At 57.6% G+C, this 22,032-nt stretch carries 12 protein-coding genes; 8 read left to right on the top strand and 4 right to left on the bottom strand.

What is annotated here, in order from left to right:
• Positions 1 to 331: 331 nt before the first annotated feature.
• From AP059_RS15030 to cysG, 6 genes are read left to right on the top strand one after another with little or no spacing between them, the layout of a single operon-like run.
• On the top strand, positions 332 to 2,734 hold the full coding sequence (locus tag AP059_RS15030; RefSeq protein ID WP_082706817.1) for a DNA translocase FtsK: 2,403 nt from the start codon (positions 332 to 334) through the stop codon (positions 2,732 to 2,734).
• Between the two features lie 52 nt (positions 2,735 to 2,786).
• Positions 2,787 to 3,410: an outer membrane lipoprotein chaperone LolA gene (gene lolA, locus AP059_RS15025; RefSeq protein WP_059764176.1), complete on the top strand. Its 624-nt coding sequence runs from the start codon at positions 2,787 to 2,789 to the stop codon at positions 3,408 to 3,410.
• Positions 3,411 to 3,464: 54 nt separating this feature from the next.
• A complete protein-coding gene (locus AP059_RS15020; RefSeq protein ID WP_059764173.1) occupies positions 3,465 to 4,790 on the top strand; it encodes a replication-associated recombination protein A in 1,326 nt (441 codons plus the stop codon).
• The gene (gene crcB, locus AP059_RS15015) at positions 4,787 to 5,161 is read left to right on the top strand and encodes a fluoride efflux transporter CrcB (protein ID WP_048365313.1); all 375 of its coding nucleotides are present in this window, start codon (positions 4,787 to 4,789) and stop codon (positions 5,159 to 5,161) included. Before AP059_RS15020 ends, crcB begins: the two co-directional genes overlap by 4 nt.
• Positions 5,162 to 5,177: 16 nt before the next feature.
• Positions 5,178 to 6,458, top strand: a complete 1,281-nt coding sequence (serS, locus tag AP059_RS15010; protein WP_059764171.1) for a serine--tRNA ligase — start codon at positions 5,178 to 5,180, stop codon at positions 6,456 to 6,458.
• Positions 6,459 to 7,853, top strand: a complete 1,395-nt coding sequence (cysG, locus tag AP059_RS15005) for a siroheme synthase CysG (RefSeq protein ID WP_059764169.1) — start codon at positions 6,459 to 6,461, stop codon at positions 7,851 to 7,853.
• A gap of 95 nt (positions 7,854 to 7,948) precedes the next feature.
• On the opposite strand, the gene AP059_RS15000 is transcribed toward cysG, so the two are convergent.
• The 3 genes from AP059_RS15000 to AP059_RS14990 all read right to left on the bottom strand — a co-directional run bounded on the left by AP059_RS15000 (position 7,949) and on the right by AP059_RS14990 (position 12,733).
• Positions 7,949 to 9,136: an osmoprotectant NAGGN system M42 family peptidase gene (locus AP059_RS15000; RefSeq protein WP_059764167.1), complete on the bottom strand. Its 1,188-nt coding sequence runs from the start codon at positions 9,134 to 9,136 to the stop codon at positions 7,949 to 7,951.
• A 75-nt stretch (positions 9,137 to 9,211) separates the two neighbouring features.
• On the bottom strand, positions 9,212 to 10,957 hold the full coding sequence (gene ngg / locus AP059_RS14995; protein WP_059764165.1) for an N-acetylglutaminylglutamine synthetase: 1,746 nt from the start codon (positions 10,955 to 10,957) through the stop codon (positions 9,212 to 9,214).
• Between the two features lie 3 nt (positions 10,958 to 10,960).
• Complete coding sequence (locus tag AP059_RS14990) at positions 10,961 to 12,733, bottom strand: N-acetylglutaminylglutamine amidotransferase (RefSeq protein ID WP_059764163.1); 1,773 nt, start codon at positions 12,731 to 12,733, stop codon at positions 10,961 to 10,963.
• A gap of 278 nt (positions 12,734 to 13,011) precedes the next feature.
• Here AP059_RS14990 and AP059_RS14985 point away from each other — a divergent pair, with 278 nt between their 5' ends.
• Positions 13,012 to 17,835, top strand: a complete 4,824-nt coding sequence (locus tag AP059_RS14985) for an NEL-type E3 ubiquitin ligase domain-containing protein (RefSeq protein WP_059764161.1) — start codon at positions 13,012 to 13,014, stop codon at positions 17,833 to 17,835.
• Here the strand turns inward: AP059_RS14985 and mnmC are convergent.
• Positions 17,822 to 19,798, bottom strand: a complete 1,977-nt coding sequence (gene mnmC, locus AP059_RS14980; protein ID WP_059764159.1) for a bifunctional tRNA (5-methylaminomethyl-2-thiouridine)(34)-methyltransferase MnmD/FAD-dependent 5-carboxymethylaminomethyl-2-thiouridine(34) oxidoreductase MnmC — start codon at positions 19,796 to 19,798, stop codon at positions 17,822 to 17,824. The two genes, AP059_RS14985 and mnmC, sit on opposite strands and share 14 nt — an antisense overlap.
• Positions 19,799 to 19,937: 139 nt before the next feature.
• On the opposite strand from mnmC, the gene pap reads away from it, so the two are divergent.
• Complete coding sequence (gene pap / locus AP059_RS14975) at positions 19,938 to 21,452, top strand: polyphosphate:AMP phosphotransferase (RefSeq protein ID WP_059764157.1); 1,515 nt, start codon at positions 19,938 to 19,940, stop codon at positions 21,450 to 21,452.
• Positions 21,453 to 22,032: the final 580 nt, after the last annotated feature.

Below are 22,032 nucleotides of genomic sequence, written 5' to 3'. Positions count from 1 at the left end.
TTTGAGAGTGGTATAAGTCTTTGTCACAAAAGGTAATGCATGCTCAAATTGGCGCATGGCAGCCTTGCACAAGACAATTTCTGTTACGTCCTGTGCCAGCATGGCATCAGTGGCCTAAACCCGTACAATGGCCCGCCTGTTTGAGCTGTTCTAAGCTGCACAGTGTTCAATGTCTTTCATGGCGGGCTGGTCATGAAAAAGACGTAATAGTACAAGGCTGTGTGCAAGGCTAGTCCAGTTTCATGTCTGAACTTGTCACCTGCTCTCTGTGAGCAGTATTTTGCAGTCAATCAATAGTTGGGCGCGCCACAGGCGCAGGAAAACACGCGTTTTGAAGAAATCCACAGCAGCACCTAAAGATGTTCCTCTCTGGCGTCAGCAATTGCACTACCGTCTCAAGGAAGGTGCATTGATCGCTATTGGCGCCTTATGCCTGTTTCTGATGATGGCCTTGCTCACGTATGGCAAGGACGATCCCGGCTGGAGCCACAACAGCCGCGTGGTCGATGTGCAGAACTTTGGCGGGCCCGCTGGCTCGTACAGCGCTGACATCCTGTTCATGGTGCTCGGTTACTTTGCGTATATTTTCCCGTTGCTGCTGGCGGTCAAGGCGTATCAGATTTTTCGCGAACGGCATCAGCCCTGGCAGTGGAGCGGCTGGCTGTTTTCGTGGCGCTTGATTGGCCTGGTTTTTCTGGTGCTCTCGGGGGCCGCGCTGGCGCATATTCACTTCCACTCGGCTGCGGGCTTGCCAGCGGGTGCGGGTGGGGCATTGGGCGAAAGCCTGGGCGATCTGGCCAGAAACGCGCTGAACGTGCAGGGCAGCACATTGCTGCTGATTGCTTTGTTCCTGTTTGGCCTGACGGTATTTACCGACCTGTCATGGTTCAAGGTGATGGATGTCACCGGCAAAATCACCCTTGATCTATTTGAACTGATCCAGGGGGCCGCCAATCGCTGGTGGTCGGACCGTGCCGAGCGCAAACAAATGGTCGCCCAACTGCGTGAGGTCGATACCCGCGTGAGCGAAGTGGTGGCGCCCAGCGTTTGCGACAAGCGCGAACAGGCCAAGGCCAAAGAGCGTTTGATCGAGCGCGAACAGGCGCTAAGCAAGCACATGTCTGAGCGCGAGAAGCACGTGCCGGCCGTGATTGCCCCTGCACCGCCCAAAGCGCCGGAGCCTAGCAAGCGCGTACAGAAAGAAAAACAGGCGCCGTTGTTTGTCGACAGTGCGGTCGAGGGCACGTTGCCACCGATCTCGATCCTCGATCCGGCCGAAAAGAAACAACTCAATTATTCCCCCGAGTCTCTCGCGGCGGTGGGGCACTTGCTTGAGATCAAACTTAAAGAGTTCGGGGTTGAGGTGGCCGTGGATTCGATCCATCCCGGCCCTGTAATCACCCGCTATGAGATCCAGCCGGCTGCCGGGGTCAAGGTCAGCCGCATCGCCAACCTGGCCAAAGACCTTGCCCGATCACTGGCGGTGACCAGTGTGCGTGTGGTTGAAGTCATTCCCGGTAAAACCACGGTCGGTATCGAGATTCCCAACGAGGACCGCCAAATCGTGCGGTTCAGTGAAGTGCTCTCGACCCCTGAGTTTGACAATGCCAAGTCACCTGTCACGTTGGCGCTGGGGCATGACATCGGTGGCAAACCGGTGATTACCGATCTGGCAAAAATGCCTCACTTGCTGGTAGCCGGTACTACCGGTTCCGGTAAGTCGGTGGGTGTGAACGCCATGATCCTGTCGATCTTGTTCAAGTCTGGCCCAGAAGACGCCAAGCTGATCATGATCGACCCGAAAATGCTTGAGCTGTCGATCTACGAAGGCATTCCGCATTTGCTGTGCCCGGTCGTGACCGACATGAAAGACGCAGCCAACGCCCTGCGTTGGAGCGTGGCGGAGATGGAGCGCCGCTACAAGTTGATGGCCAAGATGGGCGTGCGAAACCTCGCGGGCTTCAATCAGAAGATCAAAGACGCAGAAGCGGCAGGCGAGCCGTTGACCGACCCGCTGTACAAGCGCGAAAGCATTCACGACGAAGCACCGCTGCTCACCAAGTTGCCGACCATCGTGGTGGTGGTCGACGAATTTGCCGACATGATGATGATCGTCGGCAAAAAGGTTGAAGAGCTGATCGCGCGTATCGCACAGAAGGCCCGTGCGGCGGGCATCCACTTGATTCTCGCGACCCAGCGTCCTTCGGTGGACGTGATCACGGGCCTGATCAAAGCCAACATCCCGACGCGCATGGCGTTTCAGGTGTCGAGCAAGATCGACTCACGCACCATCATCGATCAAGGCGGCGCCGAGCAATTGCTGGGCCACGGTGACATGCTCTACATGCCGCCCGGCACCAGCCTGCCGATTCGTGTGCATGGCGCTTTTGTATCCGATGAAGAAGTGCATCGCGTGGTAGAAGCCTGGAAACTGCGCGGCAGCCCGGATTACAACGATGACATCCTTAACGGCGTTGAAGAGGCCGGCAGCGGTTTCGAAGGCGGCAGCGGTGAAGGTGCAGACGATGCAGAAACCGACGCGCTGTACGACGAAGCGGTGCAGTTTGTGCTGGAAAGCCGTCGCGCGTCGATCTCTGCGGTACAACGCAAATTGAAAATCGGCTACAACCGGGCTGCTCGCATGATTGAATCCATGGAGATGGCCGGGGTCGTAACCTCAATGAACACTAATGGCTCGCGCGAAGTACTGGCGCCGGCTCCAATACGCGACTGATCAGCTCGCGGCGTGTCCGCGAACTGGGCTTACCTAATCAAAGAGGATTTTCATGCGTTTTGTCAGCATGCTGTTGCTACCGGTATTGGCTTTGTCTTCGCTTGCGGCCCATGCCGGCCCTGCGGATGTACAGCGCTTGGGTCAACTGCTGGGTCAGTCCAATACCATCACTGCGCGCTTCTCCCAATTGACGCTGGATGGCAGCGGAACCCAATTGCAAGAAACGGCAGGCGAAATGTCGGTCAAGCGTCCGGGCCTGTTTTACTGGCACACCGATGCGCCGAATGAACAAACCATGATTTCCGATGGCCAGAAGGTCACTCTCTGGGACCCTGATCTGGAACAGGCGACGATCAAAAAGCTGGATCAGCGACTGACCCAGACCCCGGCATTGCTGCTGTCGGGCGATGTATCGAAAATCGAACAGAGTTATGACGTCACCTCCAAAGAGCAAGGCGAAGTGATGGATTTCATCCTTAAGCCCAAGACCAAAGACACCCTGTTCGATTCGCTGCGCTTGTCTTTTCGCAATGGCAAGATCAACGAAATGCAGTTGATCGACAGCGTGGGCCAGCGCACCAACATCCTGTTTAACGGGGTAAAGGTGAATGAGGATGTCCCTGCGAGCAAATTCAAGTTCGACGTGCCTAAAGGCGCTGATGTCATCCAGGAATAACCCCGGCTCCCGTACAGATCATCGTCAGACCCCAGTGAGGTTGTTCAAGTAGTGATGGACCTGTTTCGAAGTGCGCCGATTGCTCAGCCGCTGGCCGCCCGTTTGCGGGCCGCCAACCTGGATGAGTACGTCGGCCAGCAACACCTGCTGGCGCGGGGCAAGCCCCTGCGTGAAGCATTGGAGCAGGGTGCGCTGCACTCGATGATCTTCTGGGGCCCGCCGGGCGTGGGTAAAACCACCTTGGCGCGGTTACTGGCAGAAGTCTCGGATGCGCATTTTGAAACCGTTTCAGCCGTGCTGGCGGGCGTGAAGGAAATCCGCCAGGCGGTCGAAATCGCCAAGCAGCAGGCGGGGCAATATGGTCGTCGCACCATCCTGTTTGTTGACGAAGTGCATCGCTTCAACAAGTCACAGCAGGATGCATTCTTGCCTTACGTCGAAGATGGCACGCTGATCTTCATTGGCGCGACCACTGAAAATCCCTCTTTTGAGTTGAACAACGCCCTGTTGTCTCGGGCGCGGGTCTACGTGCTCAAGAGCCTCGATGAAGCCGCCTTGCTCAAACTGGTACAGCGAGCGCTGACTGAAGAAAAAGGCTTGGGCAAGCGTGGCTTGACCCTCAGCGATGAGGGTTTTCATATTTTGCTGCGCGCAGCCGACGGCGACGGCCGGCGTTTGCTCAACCTGCTGGAAAACGCCGCCGATCTTGCCGAAGACAACAGCGAAATCGGTACGGACCTGTTGCAAAGCCTGCTGGGTGATACGCAGCGGCGTTTCGACAAGGGCGGTGAAGCCTTCTATGACCAGATTTCGGCATTGCACAAATCGGTTCGCGGCTCCAACCCTGACGGCGCCCTGTACTGGTTTGCACGCATGATCGATGGCGGTTGCGACCCGCTGTATATCGCACGACGCGTGGTGCGCATGGCCAGCGAAGACATCGGTAACGCTGACCCGCGAGCCCTGAGCCTGTGCTTGTCTGCCTGGGACGTGCAAGAGCGTCTGGGCAGCCCGGAAGGTGAGTTGGCTGTTGCACAGGCCATCACTTATCTGGCCTGCGCGCCCAAAAGCAATGCGGTGTACATGGGCTTCAAAGCTGCTTTGCGCAGTGCCTCTGAATATGGCTCGCTTGAAGTGCCGCTGCATTTGCGCAACGCACCGACCAAACTGATGAAGCAACTCGGCTACGGCGATGAGTACCGTTACGCCCATGATGAGCCGGATGCCTACGCCGCAGGCGAAGACTACTTCCCGGATGAGTTGCAGCCTTTGGCGCTGTATCAACCGGTGCCGCGTGGCCTGGAGCTTAAAATCGGCGAGAAGCTAAAACACCTGGCGGCCCTGGATCGCATCAGCCCGGTACAGCGGAGAAAACCGTGATTCCTTTGATTGCAGCCGTGGCTGTCGGCGGTGTCGCGGGCACCTTGATACGCTTTGCTAGCGGTAACTGGATCAACGCCAATTGGCCGCGGCACTTCTATACGGCGACGTTGGCCGTTAATATCGTGGGCTGCCTGCTGATTGGCATCCTTTACGGACTTTTTTTGATCCGCCCGGAAGTACCGATTGAAGTCCGTGCCGGACTGATGGTGGGGTTCCTGGGTGGCTTGACCACTTTTTCATCCTTTTCACTGGATACGGTGCGCCTGCTCGAAAGCGGGCAAGTGCTACTGGCACTGGGCTATGCGGCCCTCAGCGTATTCGGCGGGCTGCTCGCAACCTGGGCTGGCCTGTCCCTGACCAAACTTTGATAAACGAGAAACCGACATGCTCGATTCCAAACTGTTACGTAGCAACCTTCAGGACGTAGCGGATCGCCTGGCATCCCGAGGCTTCACGCTGGACGTGGCGCGCATCGACGCGCTCGAAGCCCAGCGCAAAGAAGTCCAGACCCTGACCGAGAAGCTCCAGGCCGAGCGTAATGCAATCTCCAAGAGCATTGGTCAAGCCAAGGCGCGCGGTGAAGACATCGCGCCATTGATGGCCAGTGTTGAAAATATGGGCACTGAGCTGAACAACGGGAAAGTTGCTCTGGACGTGATCCAGACCGAACTGGACTCGATCCTGTTGAGCCTGCCGAACCTGCCGGACGCCTCGGTACCGGTCGGCGCCGACGAAGACGGTAACGTCGAGATCCGTCGTTGGGGCACGCCCAAAACGTTTGATTTCGAGATCAAGGACCACGTTGCGCTCGGTGAGCAATACGGCTGGCTGGATTTCGAAACCGCCGCCAAATTGTCCGGTGCCCGCTTTGCCTTGCTGCGCGGCCCGATTGCCCGTATGCATCGTGCGTTGGCGCAATTCATGATCAACCTGCATACCGGCGAACACGGCTACGAAGAGGCTTACACGCCTTATCTGGTTCAGGCGCCTGCGCTGCAAGGCACTGGCCAGCTGCCCAAGTTCGAAGAAGAACTGTTCAAAATCAGCCGCGAAGGCGAAGCGGACTTCTACCTGATCCCTACAGCTGAAGTCACGCTGACCAACATCGTCGCCGGCGAAATCGTCGAGCACAAAGCGTTGCCGATCAAATTTGTCGCGCACACGCCGTGCTTTCGCAGTGAAGCGGGCGCGTCGGGTCGTGACACGCGCGGCATGATTCGCCAGCACCAGTTCGACAAGGTTGAAATGGTCCAGATCGTTGAGCCATCGACCTCGATGGACGCACTGGAAGGCCTGGTGGCTAACGCCGAGAAAGTGTTGCAATTGCTTGAGCTGCCGTACCGCACGCTGGCGCTGTGCACCGGCGACATGGGTTTCAGTGCTATCAAGACCTATGACCTGGAAGTGTGGATTCCGAGCCAGGACAAGTACCGCGAAATTTCGTCGTGCTCCAACTGCGGTGATTTCCAGGCGCGGCGCATGCAAGCACGCTTCCGCAACCCGGAAACCGGCAAGCCGGAGCTGGTGCATACGCTTAACGGTTCGGGGCTGGCAGTAGGGCGTACGTTGGTCGCTGTGCTGGAAAACTACCAGCAGGCAGACGGTTCGATCCGTGTACCGGACGTGCTCAAGCCTTACATGGGCGGCATTGAGGTCATCGGCTAAATGGAGTTTCTGCCGCTGTTTCATAACCTGCGTGGCAGCCGTGTACTGGTGGTCGGCGGCGGGGAAATTGCCTTGCGCAAATCCCGCCTGCTGGCGGATGCCGGTGCGGTGTTGCGGGTAGTTGCACCCGCCATTGAGCCGCAGTTGTGTGAGTTGATTAGCAGCAGCGGTGGTGAGCGTGTTTTGCGCGGCTATGTGGAGGCCGACCTGCAAGGGTGTGTGCTGATCATTGCTGCCACGGACGACGAGCCACTGAATGCGCAAGTCTCCGCCGATGCCCATCGGCGCTGCGTGCCGGTCAATGTGGTGGATGCACCGGCCTTGTGCAGCGTGATCTTCCCGGCCATCGTCGACCGTTCACCGCTGGTGATTGCGGTCTCCAGTGGCGGCGATGCACCCGTGCTGGCGAGGTTGATTCGGGCCAAGCTCGAAACCTGGATCCCTTCGACCTACGGTCAGTTGGCGGGCCTTGCGGCGCGCTTTCGAGCTCAGGTCAAAGGCCTGTTTCCAGATGTGCAACAGCGCCGTGCATTTTGGGAAGACGTGTTTCAAGGCCCGATTGCCGACCGCCAGCTGGCGGGTCAGGGCGCCGAAGCAGAGCGCCTGTTGCTGGCCAAGATCAACGGTGAAGCGAGCAAGGCCACCGGCGAGGTCTATCTCGTGGGCGCCGGGCCGGGTGATCCGGATCTGTTGACCTTTCGTGCCTTGCGTTTAATGCAGCAAGCGGATGTGGTGCTGTACGACCGCTTGGTAGCGCCCGCGATTCTGGAACTGTGCCGACGTGATGCTGAACGCATTTATGTGGGCAAGCGTCGTGCCGATCATGCCGTTCCGCAAGACCAGATCAACCAGCAATTGGTTGATTTGGCCAAGCAAGGCAAGCGGGTAGTGCGGCTCAAAGGCGGCGACCCGTTTATTTTTGGTCGCGGCGGTGAAGAAATCGAAGAGCTGGCGGCGCATGGGATTCCCTTCCAGGTTGTGCCAGGCATCACGGCGGCCAGTGGTTGTGCGGCGTATGCAGGCATTCCCTTGACCCACCGTGATTACGCGCAATCCGTGCGTTTTGTCACCGGTCACTTGAAAGACGGCACCAGCAATCTGCCGTGGAGCGACTTGGTTGCTCCAGCGCAAACGCTGGTGTTCTACATGGGGCTGGTGGGTTTGCCGATCATCTGTGAACAGCTGATCCAGCACGGTCGTTCTGCTGATACGCCAGCGGCGTTGATTCAACAGGGCACGACCTCGAACCAGCGAGTGTTCACAGGCACGCTGGGCAACCTTGCGACCCTGGTGGCAGAGCACGAGGTGCATGCCCCGACACTGGTGATCGTAGGCGAAGTGGTCCTGCTGCGTGAGAAGCTCGCGTGGTTTGAAGGCGCCCAAGCACAGGTTTAAACCTGCCCTATAGGTGCTGGCGCCGACTGCGATCTTTTGATCTTGTCACTTCAAAAGACCGCAGCCTGCGCCACCTGCTCCGCGGGCGCGGGGTTTCAGTCGCGGTTATCGCCCACCAAACTGTCCACTGACGGCACGCGTGTGTCGCTCTCCATTTGCGTGTCGTGCTCAAGCTGGTGACTGAACCGGTCCAGCGAACCCTGCGCGGGCTGTGCATCACTGGCAAACACGGGCGGACTCATCATGTACGCCCCGAGCAAACGGCTCAGTGCTGCCAGGCTGTCGATGTGCGTACGTTCATAGCCGTGGGTCGCGTCGCAGCCAAACGCCAACAAGGCGCAACGAATGTCATGCCCTGCGGTGACCGCCGAGTGTGCATCGCTGAAGTAATAACGAAACATGTCCCGTCGCACGGGGAGTTCGTGTTCGGCCCCCAAGCGCAACAAATGCCGCGACAAGTGGTAGTCGTACGGCCCGCCCGAATCTTGCATTGCCACACTGACGGCGTGTTCGCTGGAATGCTGGCCCGGTGCGACCGGCGCAATATCAATCCCGACAAACTCACTCACATCCCACGGCAATGCCGCTGCGGCGCCGCTGCCGGTTTCTTCGGTAATGGTAAACAGCGGGTGACAGTCGATTTGTGGCTGCTCGCCACTTTCCACAATCGCTTTCAATGCCGCCAACAACGCGGCAACACCGGCTTTGTCGTCCAGGTGGCGGGCGCTGATATGCCCGCTCTCGGTAAATTCGGGCAGTGGATCGAAGGCGACAAAATCCCCCACGTTGATCCCCAACGAATCGCAGTCTGCACGGGTTGCGCAGTAGGCATCCAGACGCAGCTCGATGTGATCCCAACTGATCGGCAGCTCATCCACTCCGGTATTAAACGCATGCCCCGAAGCCATCAACGGCAAGACGCTGCCGCGAATCACGCCATTATCGGTAAACAAACTGACGCGGCTGCCCTCTGCAAAACGGCTGGACCAGCAGCCCACCGGCGCCAACACCAGGCGCCCGTTGTCCTTGATCGCCCGCACGCTGGCGCCGATGGTGTCCAAATGCGCTGAAACCGCGCGGTCCGGGCTGCTTTGTTGGCCTTTAAGGGTTGCACGCAACGTGCCTCGGCGCGTCAGTTCGAAAGGGATGCCCAGTTCTTCAAGACGTTCTGCCACATAGCGCACGATGGTGTCAGTGAAGCCGGTGGGACTGGGAATGGCGAGCATTTCCAGCAAGACCCGTTGCAGGTAATCGAGATCGGGTTGCGGCAGGTGGCGATTCATAAAAACTCCTGAGGCGAGGCCCGTCGCGAAAGGTGCCCACGCGACGTGCCTTGGGATGACGTTCAGCGAGCGCGCTTAAGGCGCTGGCTGACTGTGGGGAAAGAGCAAGTCGATGAAGCGCTCAGCGGTGGGTTGCGGTTCGTGGTTAGCCAGACCGGCCCGCTCGTTGGCTTCGATAAACACATACTCGGGTTGATCGGCAGCGGGCACCATCAGGTCCAGGCCGACCACTGGAATATCCAGCGCCCTGGCGGCGCGGATGGCCGCGTCGGCCAACACCGGGTGCAACACATCGGTTACATCCTCCAGGCAGCCGCCCGTGTGCAGGTTGGCGGTTCGGCGCACGGCCAATGTGTGCCCCGCAGGCAGAATACTTGCGTACTCATACCCGGCGGCTTGTACGGTGCGCAGGGTTTCGGTGTCCATCGGGATGCGGCTTTCGCCATCGGTGGCGGCTTGACGTCGACGGCTTTGTGCTTCGATCAGTTGGTGGACGCTGTGATGGCCATCGCCCACCACGTGTGCAGGACGGCGGATGGCGGCGGCGACCACTTCAAAGCCGATCACGACAATGCGCAGGTCGTGGCCCTGATGAAAACTTTCGAGCAAGACCCGGCTGTCAAACGCCCGCGCAGCCTCAATGGCTTGTTGCACTTGATTTAGGGTGCTCAGGTCCACAGCCACACCGTCGCCCTGTTCACCATCCAGTGGCTTGACCACGATGCGCCCGTGTTGCTCCAAAAAGGCCAGGTTGTCATCCGCATTACCCGCCAATTGTTGGGCGGGCAGGTTCAGGCCCGCTTGGCTCAGCACCTTGTGCGTCAGGCTTTTGTCTTGGCACAAACTCATGCTGATGGCGCTGGTCAAGTCGCACAGTGACTCGCGACAGCGAATGCGCCGCCCGCCGTGAGAGAGGGTGAACAGTCCGGCGCTGGCGTCATCGATGTGCACGTCGATACCGCGCTTGTAGGCTTCTTCGACGAGGATGCGCGCATACGGGTTCAGTCCGACTTCAGGACCCGGCCCAAGAAACAGCGGCTGGTTAATGCCGTTTTTACGCTTGATGGCAAAGGTCGACAGCGTGCGAAAACCCAGCTTGTGATACAGGCTCTTCGCCTGCTGGTTGTCGTGCAGCACTGACAAGTCGAGGTAGCTCAGGCCTCGGCTCATGAAGTGTTCGACTAAATGGCGCACCAGCACTTCACCCACGCCTGGGCGTGTGCAATGCGGGTCTACCGCCAGGCACCATAAGCTGCTGCCGTTTTCCGGGTCATGAAAGGCGGTGTGGTGATTGAGGCCCATCACGCTGCCAATCACCGCGCCGCTGTCTTCATCTTCGGCGATCCAGTACACAGGCCCGCCTTGATGCCGCGATGTGAGCAAAGTCGGGTCAACAGGCAGCATGTTACGTGCGGTGTACAGCGTATTGATGGCAACCCAGTCGGCTTCGTTTTGCGCACGGCGAATGCGAAAACCGCGAAATACTCGTGTGGCGGGGCGGTAATCGGTAAACCACAAGCGCAGGGTGTCGGAGGGGTCGAGAAACAATTGCTGTGGTGCCTGGGCCAGTACCTGCTGCGGCGCGGCCACGTACAACGCGATGTCACGCTCGCCGGTGTGCTCATTGAGCAGTTCATTGGCCAGAGTGGCCGCATCGGGAAAGGTGTGCCCGATCAGCAAGCGCCCCCAGCCACAATGAATGGCCACAGGTTGAGCATCCAGCGGGCTGCCATCTTCGGCCAGGCGCGCTTGCAAGCGTTCATAAGAGGGGGCTTGACCGCGTATCAAGCGTTGGCTATAGACCGTGGCGAGAGGTTTCATCGCTCAGATTCCTTGTTCGCTTAACCACAGATTCAGCGCCGCCAATTGCCACAGTTTTGAACCATTGAGGGGCGTCAGTTGGCTGTGCGGATTGGTCAGCAGGCGATCGAGCATGGCCGGTTGGAACAAACCCCGCTCCTGGCTCGGATCGAGCAACAGCTCGCGGACCCAGTTGAGCGTGTCCCCTTGCAAATGCTTGAGACCCGGCACCGGGAAGTATCCCTTCTTGCGGTCAATCACCTCGCTGGGGATTACCAGGCGCGCGGCTTCCTTGAGCACTTGCTTGCCGCCGTCGGGCAGCTTGAAGCGCGCCGGAATACGCGCCGACAGCTCGGCCAGGCGATAGTCCAAAAACGGCGTGCGTGCTTCCAGGCCCCACGCCATCGTCATGTTGTCGACACGTTTGACCGGGTCATCCACCAGCATCACGGTGCTGTCCAGACGCAGTGCTTTATCCACCCCGGCGTCCGCCCCCGGCTGTGCGAAATGTTCACGCACAAAGTCGCCAGCGGCATCGTTGGCGGTCAGCCACTGTGGCTGCACGGTGGCTTTGTAGTCGTCGAAGCTGCGATCAAAAAATGCCTCGCGATAAGCGCTATAGGGATCGCTGGCGCCATCCACCTGGGGGTACCAGTGATAACCGGCAAACAGTTCATCCGCGCCCTGGCCGCTTTGTACGACTTTGCAATGCTTGGCCACCTCACGCGAGAGCAAGTAAAAGGCAATGCAGTCATGGCTGACCATCGGTTCGCTCATGGCGCGGAAGGCCGCGGGCAGTTGCTCAATGATCTCGTGCTCGCCAATGCGCAGTTGGTGATGACGGGTGCCGTAATGCTTGGCAATCAAATCCGAGTACTGGAATTCGTCGCCGCGCTCGCCGCCTGCGTCTTCAAAACCGATAGAAAAAGTCGACAGATCCTGTACGCCCACTTCGCGCAACAGACCCACCAACAAGCTGGAGTCGACCCCGCCCGAGAGCAACACGCCCACATCCACCGCGGCGCGCTGGCGGATGGCAACCGCCTCGCGGGTGCTGTCCAGTACCCGGTCGCGCCAGTCTTCAAGGGTCAGGTTTGCTTCGTCGGCATGTGGGCCATAAGGCAGTGTCCACCAGGTCTTCTGTTCGGTATGGCCGTCGGCGTCGACACGCAACCAGGTGGCGGGTGGCAGCTTTTCGATACCGGCGATCAGCGTGCGCGGGGCAGGCACTACGGCATGAAAGTTCAAGTAATGGTTCAGTGCAACCGGATCGAGCATGGGGCTGATATCGCCCCCCTTGAGCAATGCCGGCAGCGTGGAAGCAAAGCGCATGCGCTGGCCGGTTCGCGACAGGTAGAGCGGCTTGACCCCTAAGCGGTCGCGGGCAATGAACAGGCGTTGGGTATCACGCTCCCAAATGGCAAAGGCAAACATGCCATTGAGTTTGGGTAATAACGCTTCGCCCCAGGCGTGATAACCCTTGAGCAGCACCTCGGTGTCGCCGTCGGAATAAAAGGCATAGCCGAGGTTTTCGAGTTCTGCGCGCAGTTCAGGAAAGTTATAGATTGCGCCATTGAATGCCAGGGACAACCCCAGTTGGTTGTCGACCATCGGCTGCGCCGAGCCGTCCGACAAATCCATGATTTTCAGACGGCGATGCCCCAAGGCAATCGGCCCCTGACTGTGAAAACCCCAGGCATCAGGCCCGCGGGGTGCCAGGTGGTGGGTAATGCGTTCGATGGCTGCCAGGTCGGCAGGTTGGTGATCAAAACGTATCTCGCCAGCTAATCCACACATACTGCTTGAACCCTTTTGAAGCCGGGCCTGTTGCGTTATGGCCCTGTTTTTGGATCGGATAAAAAGCTCTGACCTGTCTTCCGATCCCTTCGGCGCTAACACATCGTCAGAGTGCGCCGCCGTAAGTCGTCTGTTTTTTACGAGTCCCTGGTTTGCGTGAACGTTCAAAAAAATTCGCAGGCGGTCACTTGAGTCAGCTCATAACTATGTACGGCATCTTCCCCGCACGGCGCAGGTAGCGTGATGACCTGTTTGCTCTGACTTGAAGAAGATCGCTTATGACTCGCTCACTCAAAAAATTGCCACTAGACGCCCGAGAAGCCACTTTCAGTGACCTTGAATCCTTGGAAATGGTGCAAAGTCACCTGCCCAAGTGGCTGGTGGACGCCGATCCCGGGGTTCTCACGGCCTTGAATGAATCGATGGCGCAAAGCCGTTCCTACCATGGCTTGATCGGCAAAAAATTCGGCGAATTGCAGAGTGTCGAGGTGTATTGCGGGGCATTGCTGGCGGCTGAAGCGTGGCGTGAATTCGGGCCTTTGCTGGATGTTCACCGCGACTATCTGGCAGTTGTCCATGTCCACCTGATTGCGGACGACACGCTCGCTTTTTCGTTGCGGCATTACACGGTGCGCGATGAGCCAAAAACGTTGTTGTGGGCCGCACTGCAAAATTTTTCTGAGGCTGAAGCACTGCCGGGTGGCTTCAATCCGCAAAGTCATATTCGTCACGGCGGGCATGAAGAGCAGGTCAGTGCGGTCAAACCCCAGCAGTTTGCCGCCCTGTGCCGCAGGCTGGACCTGGGGCAAAAATATCAGACCTATCTTCAGCAGTTTTTGGGGGTTGCTGCTTCAGGCACTCTCCAACCCAGCGCCGCGCAGCAAACGACGCTCACTCACCTGCAACGGCTCAAGGCCTATGACATGCAGGTTGATGCGCATATTGGACTGCTTAAAAAAAATATAGGACCCACCGCTTATCAGGCCGTGTTGGCCGAGTTGCCGGGCGCTACAGGGACAGCATCCGTGACAACCGGGATGCTGGATGGAAAGCCTGTCCTGCTCAGCTCAATGTCCATTCTGGATACCGTGATTGACGGGGTAGTGTTGTTCACTTGCGACACGCCGCTGCTGCATCCCGATAACCGGCTGATTGTCTATATCCCGAACGATCCGGTGGCGCCGTTTTTTGAGTTCAGTTCATTAGAGGCGTTTACCAATACCTTAAGGGTGCGACTTCAAGACCCGGCATATGCCCATTTCTTTTCGCGTTTCGTCAGCCTGAGCGCGCGTGCTGATTTCATGCAAAAAGTGCATGAAAAACGCGACCATCTAAGCCTCACGACAGCTCCCCTCAACATGAGGGCGGCGCACTACTTGTGCCAGGTGCAGCTTAAAAACATGTTTGCCGATGCACTGATGCTGGCAGTGCCGACGGGCGTGCTGGACGAGCAGGCGCGCGAGGCGCGTTGGCAGTTCTACAAAAATGCGGGCTTGTTGTTGGTCAATGTGGCCGCCCTGTTTGTACCCGTGTTGGGCGACCTGATGTTGGCCGTGGCGATAGGCGACATGCTCAAGGAGGTTTATGAAGGCGTTGAGGACTGGTCTCAGGGCGATGTCGATCACGCCCGCGAACACTTGCTCAATGTTGCCAAGGAAGTCGCAATCGATGCTGGCATCGTAGGCGGGGCCACCGTGCTCAAGAGTGTTGCCAGTCGCTTGAGTGCTGCGACCAAGGCGCACTTCGAAGGCTTGCAGCCCATCAGGCGCGATGATGGAACGGTCCGCCTTTGGGACACAAACATGGAGCACTACGTGAATGAGCAGGCAGCTTTGCACCATCACAAGGCTGACGGGCAAGGCTTTTTCCGGGTCGCGGGCAAGCAACATGTTGGTGTGGATGGCAAGCACTACCCGGTTGAATTTGATGATGCCCTTGGGCAGTGGCGCATCACCCATGGCCGCAGGCCTGAAGCTTTCAAACCTGCATTGCTGCATAACGGCGAGGGCGCCTGGCAGCATGCCCATGAGCAACCGTTAGATTGGCAAGGCAGTGAGGTTTTAGTCGGCCGGTTGAGCGATGCAAGGGCCAGCCTGGATGAGCGCGCGCTGGAGCACATCAGGCTGTTGACCCATACCCCCGAAGACGTTATGCGCCGTGTGCACCTTGATAATCTTGCCGTACCCCCGTTATTGGCGGTGACCCTTAAACGCTTTGAGATCGACCGTCGCCTCGATGCGTTTATCGAACAGATGAACACGGATGACTTTAATGCTCATCGCTGGGCCGATTGGCAATTGCGCCAGTTGCCTCATATGCCCGGGTGGCCTTCAGGCAGGGGCCTGACGGTGGTTGATGGGACAGGCAAGCGCCTTGCGCAATATGGCAATGCGCAGTGGGCAACGACGGCGCATATCAACCTGACGGACACGCTCCTGGAGCAAGGGAAATTGTTGGATGCTGTGCTGGCTGCGTTGTCGAGTGCTGAGGGCAAGGCACTGTTAAGTCGTGGTTTGAGTGAGGATCTGAAGCCCGGCCAAGCGTTGGCTCAATCCTTGGGCAATTTTGTCAGGGACAACCGACAAGCGGTGTTTGACCGCTTGTATGCCTTATTCAACGTGTCGTCTGCACCCGAGGCATACGTCATAGAAGTCTTTTTTCCAGGGCTGCCACGTCCTGTGGCCCAGGCGTTGTATGAATCGGCCAGCGTCGATCAAAGAGCCGTATTGCGTACCTCTAAAGTCCCGCTTCCTTTGGCTGAGGCCGCGCGCGTGTATCTGCGCGAGGCCAGGTTGAATCGAGCTATTGAGGGGTTTTATTTGCGGGGCAGTCGCAACACGGACACTGAAAAGTTGGCGCTGCAATTACTGACACATTCCCCCCACTGGCCTATAGGTATGGTGTTGGAGGTCCGGGAGGGGAGTTTGCAGGGGCCTGTGATTCGTCGAATCGGCAGTTCTCAGGCCATAACATCGCGTGTTCTGGTTAAAACAGGCCAAAGCTATCAACGCTATAAGTCGCGTGGATCTGTTCAGGTGCTTGAGCCAGGTACATCAGCGTCCTTGACCGAGGCTGTCGTTCAATCATTGACGGCGCTTGAGCGTGAGGCCATGGGGCTTGGTCTTTCAACACAGCCTGCCCATATCAATGAGGCGCTGGCGGCCCGTGCGGCTCAAAACCGTGATGAAGTTGCCCGCGTGTTAGGCATGCAGCCGGTTAAACCCGGCTTTAAACCGCCTACGATCATGACGGATGGCCAGATTGGTTATCCTTTGTGCGGTCTTGATGCAGGCATCCAGTCCAGAGCCATGCAGCTTCGAGTGCGTAACTTGTTTCCTGAATTCAACCAGGAGCAGGTGCAGCATTATCTGGAAAGTCTGGAGGAGGCCGGCGTAAACCCGTTGAATTTTTTGCGCGAACGCAAGCGGATCAGGACGGCGTTACGCGAATGCTTGCAGATCTGGATCGATGCACCATTGACGGATGTACCGGTTGCTGCGTCCAACATTGACTACTCGGAAAACAGGTACCAAGCCGCAGGGTTGATTGAACGAATATGGCGCCACGATCCACAGCACTTTGGCTTGGCCGGCATTGCCGATGGTCAAAAGTTGAGCCTGGACGGCCTGCGTCTGTTGAGTTTTCCGGCATTGCCCGTCATGGCTGATTTCAGCCATGTTCGCGAACTTAACCTGAGCAACATGAATTGCAAGGACACAGCTGCGAGTTTCCTGGAGCACTTCAAGGGGGTGGAGTCTCTTGAAATGGACAACAACGAAATGAGCCACCTGCCTTCTCAATTGGAAAGAATGCCCAACCTGCGGCGCTTATCGGCGGCTCGAAACAATTTGTTTTTAAACGCCGGAAATCAGTCCACCCTTAATGCCTTGGGCAAGCTGGAAATCCTCAATCTTAACGACAACTTTCTGGGGGCCGAACTGGACCTCAGCCAATTGAGACTCCTGCGCCGGGTGTATCTGCGCCGTACGTGGATTGATCAATGGCCAGAGGGCCTGATTACCCGGCCACTGCTGGAGGCGGCTGATTTACGAGAAAACCGCATCGCAGAGATTCCGGAAACGATTTATCTAGCTTCGCCCAAGCTCACACGCAACATCACACTGTCAAATAACCCGTTATCAAATGTCAGCAAGTTACGTTTGGCCCGCTTTGTCATGCAGGGTGGAAGCTCGATGGGGATCAACAGTGATGAACTGCTCAGTGAAGCCGCTGCGTTTGAGTTCTGGACCACCGGTATTACCAGTCTTGAGCAGGCCCGGCGTGAACAACTATGGAATAACCTCAGAGCTGAGCCTGCTTCTGAAGACCTGTTCAATGTGATCTCGCGGCTCACCACCACCGCAGACGCTCAGGCCGTGCGCCATGATCTGAGCCGCCGGGTTTGGGAAATGATCGAGGCGGCCAATGACAACAGGCTGTTGCGTCAAGACCTGATCAATATTGCTGCTGCTCCTCGCAGTTGTACGGACAGCGTGTTGATGGCTTTCAGCAACCTTGAGATTCAAATGGAGCTGGCGCGGGTGTCGACGGTGGAGGCGGCTCAACTGTCAGAGCTTAGTTCGTTGGGCAGAAGTTTGTTTCGGCTGGAAAAGTTGGGAAAAATTGCTCAGCACCACTGCGAACTGGCCGTGCTACAGGGAGGGGCAGCGCCGGACGAGCTTGAGGTTCTTTTGGCCTATCGCATTGGATTGGCCAAAGACCTCAAACTGCCAGGCCAGCCTCAAAGCATGACGTTCAAGAACCTGGCAGGGGTAACCCAAGAAGATTTGAATCAAGCTCGATCAGCAGTCGAAAGTGCCGAGAAAACCGCGGAACAAAACACTTTCATCAGCACGCTTGAATTTTGGAAGCAATATTTGATCAATGGGGCCAAGACTGAGTACAGCACATTGACAGAGCCTTATTTTGAGGCGCTGAGCGAGCTGTTAAAAAAATCTCCCGAGATGGACAGTCAGCGTTATCTGCGCAGGGTCAGCGAAGTGCGCAACCAAATGGACTCCGCCGTCGATGCCTGGAGCCTGCAAAAAACGAACGAGTTGTTGGAGACCGAGGAATCAGGTTCGCCCACTACAGCCCTTTGATCAGCGCACGCAATGCGAAGCGATTGGGGTGGCAGGCTTCAGCAATTGTGCGCGGGACTGGCAGTGGCTCGTTATTGATCCAGGCAGCAAGCATTTCACCGGACAGCGGTGCGGTAATCAAACCGCGAGAACCATGGCCACTGTTGACATACAAACCGTGCAACCAAGGGCATGGGGTATCAGGTACTTGCCGTGCATCTTTGCGTAACACGGCATAGGTGCTGGCAAACGCTTCCGGGTCTGACAGTGGGCCGACGATTGGCAGGTAATCCGGACTGGTACAGCGAAACGCCGCCCAGCCTTGCAACTGTGCCGGATCAAGTTGTTCACCGAAAAGGCTGCTTAATTGCGGCGAAATTTCATCCATTAAATCGAGATTGCCCTGATGCCCGGCCGGGGTAGTGGTCAAATCATCGTTATCAAAGTCGAAGCTGGCGCCCAAGGTGTGTTCACCCATTCGGCCAGGTGCGACATAGCCTTCGGCACACACGACGGTGTTCAGCGCGGCACTGTGTTCGGTTTGCACCAGTTGAGTGATTTGCCCGCGAATGCGTTTGAGCGGCAAACCACTGCTGGCGGGGAAGCGTTTGACCTCGGCGGCACCTGCCAGGATCACTACCGGCGCGCTGGCTAATACCCGTTCGCCATCACAGGCTTGCCATTGGTTGTCGACGTTGTTCAGTTGCACCACGTCATGGTGGGTCAACACTTGAACATTGGGGTGCATCGCCTGGTATTGGCATAACGCAGGCGGGTGAACCCAGCCGCCTTCGGGATAGAACAAGCCACCCTGCGCCAGTTCTATCCCGGCCAGTGCCTGGGCCTGAGGCTGGTCGAGCATGTGCACCAAGGCGGGTGCAAATGCACCGGCCAGTTGAGCGTGGCGTTGTGCTTCTTTAGCGTTGAAGCCTAATTGCAGAACGCCGCAGTCATCCCAGTCTCGGCCGCGTTGCAGGTGTTCGAGCAAGCGTCGGGTATAACCGAAACCGCTGACAATCATTTGCGACAAAGTGGTGCCGTGAGCCGACAGCTTGAGATACAGCACCCCTTGCGGATTGCCAGAGGCTTCCTTGGCCAGCCGTTCGTGGCGCTCCAGTAGAACCACCTGCCAGCCACGTCTGGCCAAGCTGTTGGCGCTGGCACAACCCGATAATCCGCCGCCGATGACCAGAGCTTTGCGTTCAGTTGTCGGTTGGGGTGGGCGGGCATACCAGGGCTTGACAGCTGACGTGGCCAGCGCCTGTTCAGGTACGCCCAGAAAAGTGCCGCGCAGTATTTCCCACTTGTGGCCTATGCCGGGCGTTCGGCGCATTTTGAAACCTGCCTCGTTTAACGCCCTGCGCACCCAGCCCGTACTGGTGAAGGTGCTGATGGTGGCGTCAGGCGCCGCCAGCCGGGCCAGTTGCGCGAACAGTTCGGGTGTCCACATGTCCGGGTTTTTCGCCGGTGCAAAGCCATCCAGGAACCACGCGTCAACCTGTGCGTCGAGTTGGCTCAATTGTTCCAGCACATCGCCGATCAGCAGCGTCAGCGTCACCCGGCCATTGCCCAGCGTTAACGTCTGAAACCCCGGATGGATCGCGAAATAAGCGGCCAGTAATTGCTCACTGACATCGCTCAATTGCGGCCACAGGGCCAGGGCGCGGTGCAAGTCGCCGCGAGTGAGCGGGTACTTTTCAACGCTGATGAAGTGCAGTCGCGCATCCGGTTGTGCCGTTTGTTCAAACAGCTGCCAGGCGCAGAGGAAGTTCAGACCCGTACCGAAGCCTGTTTCACCAATGACCATCTGGCCATTAGCCCGCAGGGCGGCAAAGCGCTCTTTGAGCGCGTTCTGTTCGATAAAGACATAGCGCGTTTCTTCAAGGCCCGCGGTGTCCGAAAAATAGACATCATCGAACACCCGCGAATGGGGGCGACCTTGGTCATCCCAGTCAAGCTGGGCATTGGGCATTTCAATAGTCATGTGCGGCTCGACATCGGCAAGGCGGCCATTCTAGCTGATCGGTACGCGCGCGAATGACCCATGACAGTTTTGTGTTCATTGTTGCAACGCATGACAGAGCATTGCGCTAGTCTTGTGAGCTCTTGCCAGGGAGTTTTCCATGTTCGAATCCGCTGAAATCGGTCACTTCATTGACAAAGAAACCTACGACAACGAAGTGCCTGCGTTGCGCGAAGCCCTGCTCGAAGCGCAATACGAATTGCAGCAACAGAAGCGCTCGGCAGTCATCGTGTTGATTAACGGTATTGAGGGGGCTGGCAAGGGTGAAACCGTCAAGTTGCTCAGCGAATGGATGGACCCTCGCTTGATCGAAGTGCGCACCTTTGATACGCAAACCGACGAGGAACTGGCGCACCCTCCAGCGTGGCGTTATTGGCGCCAATTGCCGGCCAAAGGCCGTATGGGCGTGTTCTTTGGCAACTGGTACAGCCAGATGCTGCAAGGCCGAGTGCACGGTGTATTCAAGGATGCCGTGCTGGACCAGGCAATCAACGGTGCTGAACGTCTGGAAAAAATGCTCTGTAATGAAGGCGCGGTAATTTTCAAGTTTTGGTTTCATCTGTCCAAGAAGCAAATGAAGGCGCGCCTGAAGGCGCTTCAGGATGACCCGCTGCACAGCTGGCGTATCAGTCCGCTGGATTGGCAACAGTCAGAAACTTACGACCGCTTTGTACGATTTGGTGAGCGTGTAATTCGCCGTACCAGTCGCGACTACGCCCCCTGGAACATTGTGGAAGGTGTCGACCCTTATTACCGCAGCCTGACAGTCGGCAAAATCTTGCTCGAAGGGCTGCAAGCGGCGCTCAACACACCCAAACCTAAAGCGCGTCCCAGCAGTGCTGCGCCGTTGACCGAGGTCATTGATGGCCTGAGTTTGCTTGACTGTCTGGACATGACCCGGCGCCTGGAAAAAGACGACTATCAAGAACAACTGATCACTGAGCAGGCGCGTTTGTCGGGGTTGATGCGTGACAAGCGTATGCGCCGTCATGCCTTGGTCGCGGTGTTTGAAGGCAATGACGCGGCCGGCAAGGGTGGCTCTATCAGGCGCGTGGCCGCAGCGCTGGACCCGCGTCAATACAGCATTGTGCCTATCGCAGCGCCCACTGAAGATGAGCGGGCGCAGCCGTACCTCTGGCGTTTTTGGCGAAAAATTCCGGCCCGCGGCAAGTTCACGGTATTTGACCGTTCGTGGTACGGGCGCGTGCTGGTCGAGCGCATCGAAGGTTTTTGCACACAAGCGGACTGGCTGCGCGCCTACGGTGAAATTAATGATTTTGAAGAGCAGCTCAGTAATGCGGGCGTGATCGTCGTCAAGTTCTGGCTGGCGATTGATAAAGACGTTCAGTTGCAGCGTTTTCAAGAGCGCGAAGCAATCCCTTTCAAACGGTTCAAAATCACCGAAGAAGATTGGCGCAATCGCGAAAAGTGGGACCTGTATCGCTCGGCGGTGTGCGACATGGTCGACCGCACCAGCACTGAAATATCACCCTGGACGCTGGTTGAGGCCAATGACAAGCGTTGGGCCCGGGTCAAGGTCTTGCGCACCATCAACGATGCGCTGCAAGCAGCGTTCGAGAAGCGGGACAAGCACGACAAGAAAAACAAGAAATAACGGCGCTTTTTTGCATCCGGGCGCGTAGCGCTCGTAAAGCTTTCAACGCGCTGATTGCGATGCACCGCAGCCATCGGGTTTAACGATCATTGCGCAACCGGACATCGCCTTCGCCAGCGGCTACGCCAACCATGAATCATGAATCATGGATCATCGATCTGTAGCCGCTGACGAGCAACGCGAGGCTGCGTTCGGGCGCGAAGCGGTCGCAGATCATCCAATGTGGTGCTTCATAAACACCGCAGTCATGGGTTTATGATCGCTGCGCAACCGGACATCGCCTGCGCCAGCAGCTACGCCAACCATGAATCATGGATCATCGGCCTGTAGCCGCTGACGAGCAACGCGAGGCTGCGTTCGGGCGCGAAGCGGTCGCAGACCATTCAATGCGGTGCTTCATAAACACCGCAGTCGAGGGTTTGTGATCGCTGCGCAACCGGACATCGCCTGCGCCAGCAGCTACGCCAACCATGAATCATGGATCATCGACCTGTAGCCGCTGACGAGCAACGCGAGGCTGCGTTCGGGCGCGAAGCGGTCGCAGACCATTCAATGCGGTGCTTCATAAACACCGCAGTCG

Origin of the sequence: Pseudomonas sp. TAA207 (assembly GCF_001529285.1) — a bacterium.
GTDB lineage: Bacteria > Pseudomonadota > Gammaproteobacteria > Pseudomonadales > Pseudomonadaceae > Aquipseudomonas > Aquipseudomonas weihenstephanensis.
The sequence above is the reverse complement of the archived record's forward strand: the minus strand, read 5'-3'. Positions and strand labels throughout refer to the sequence as shown.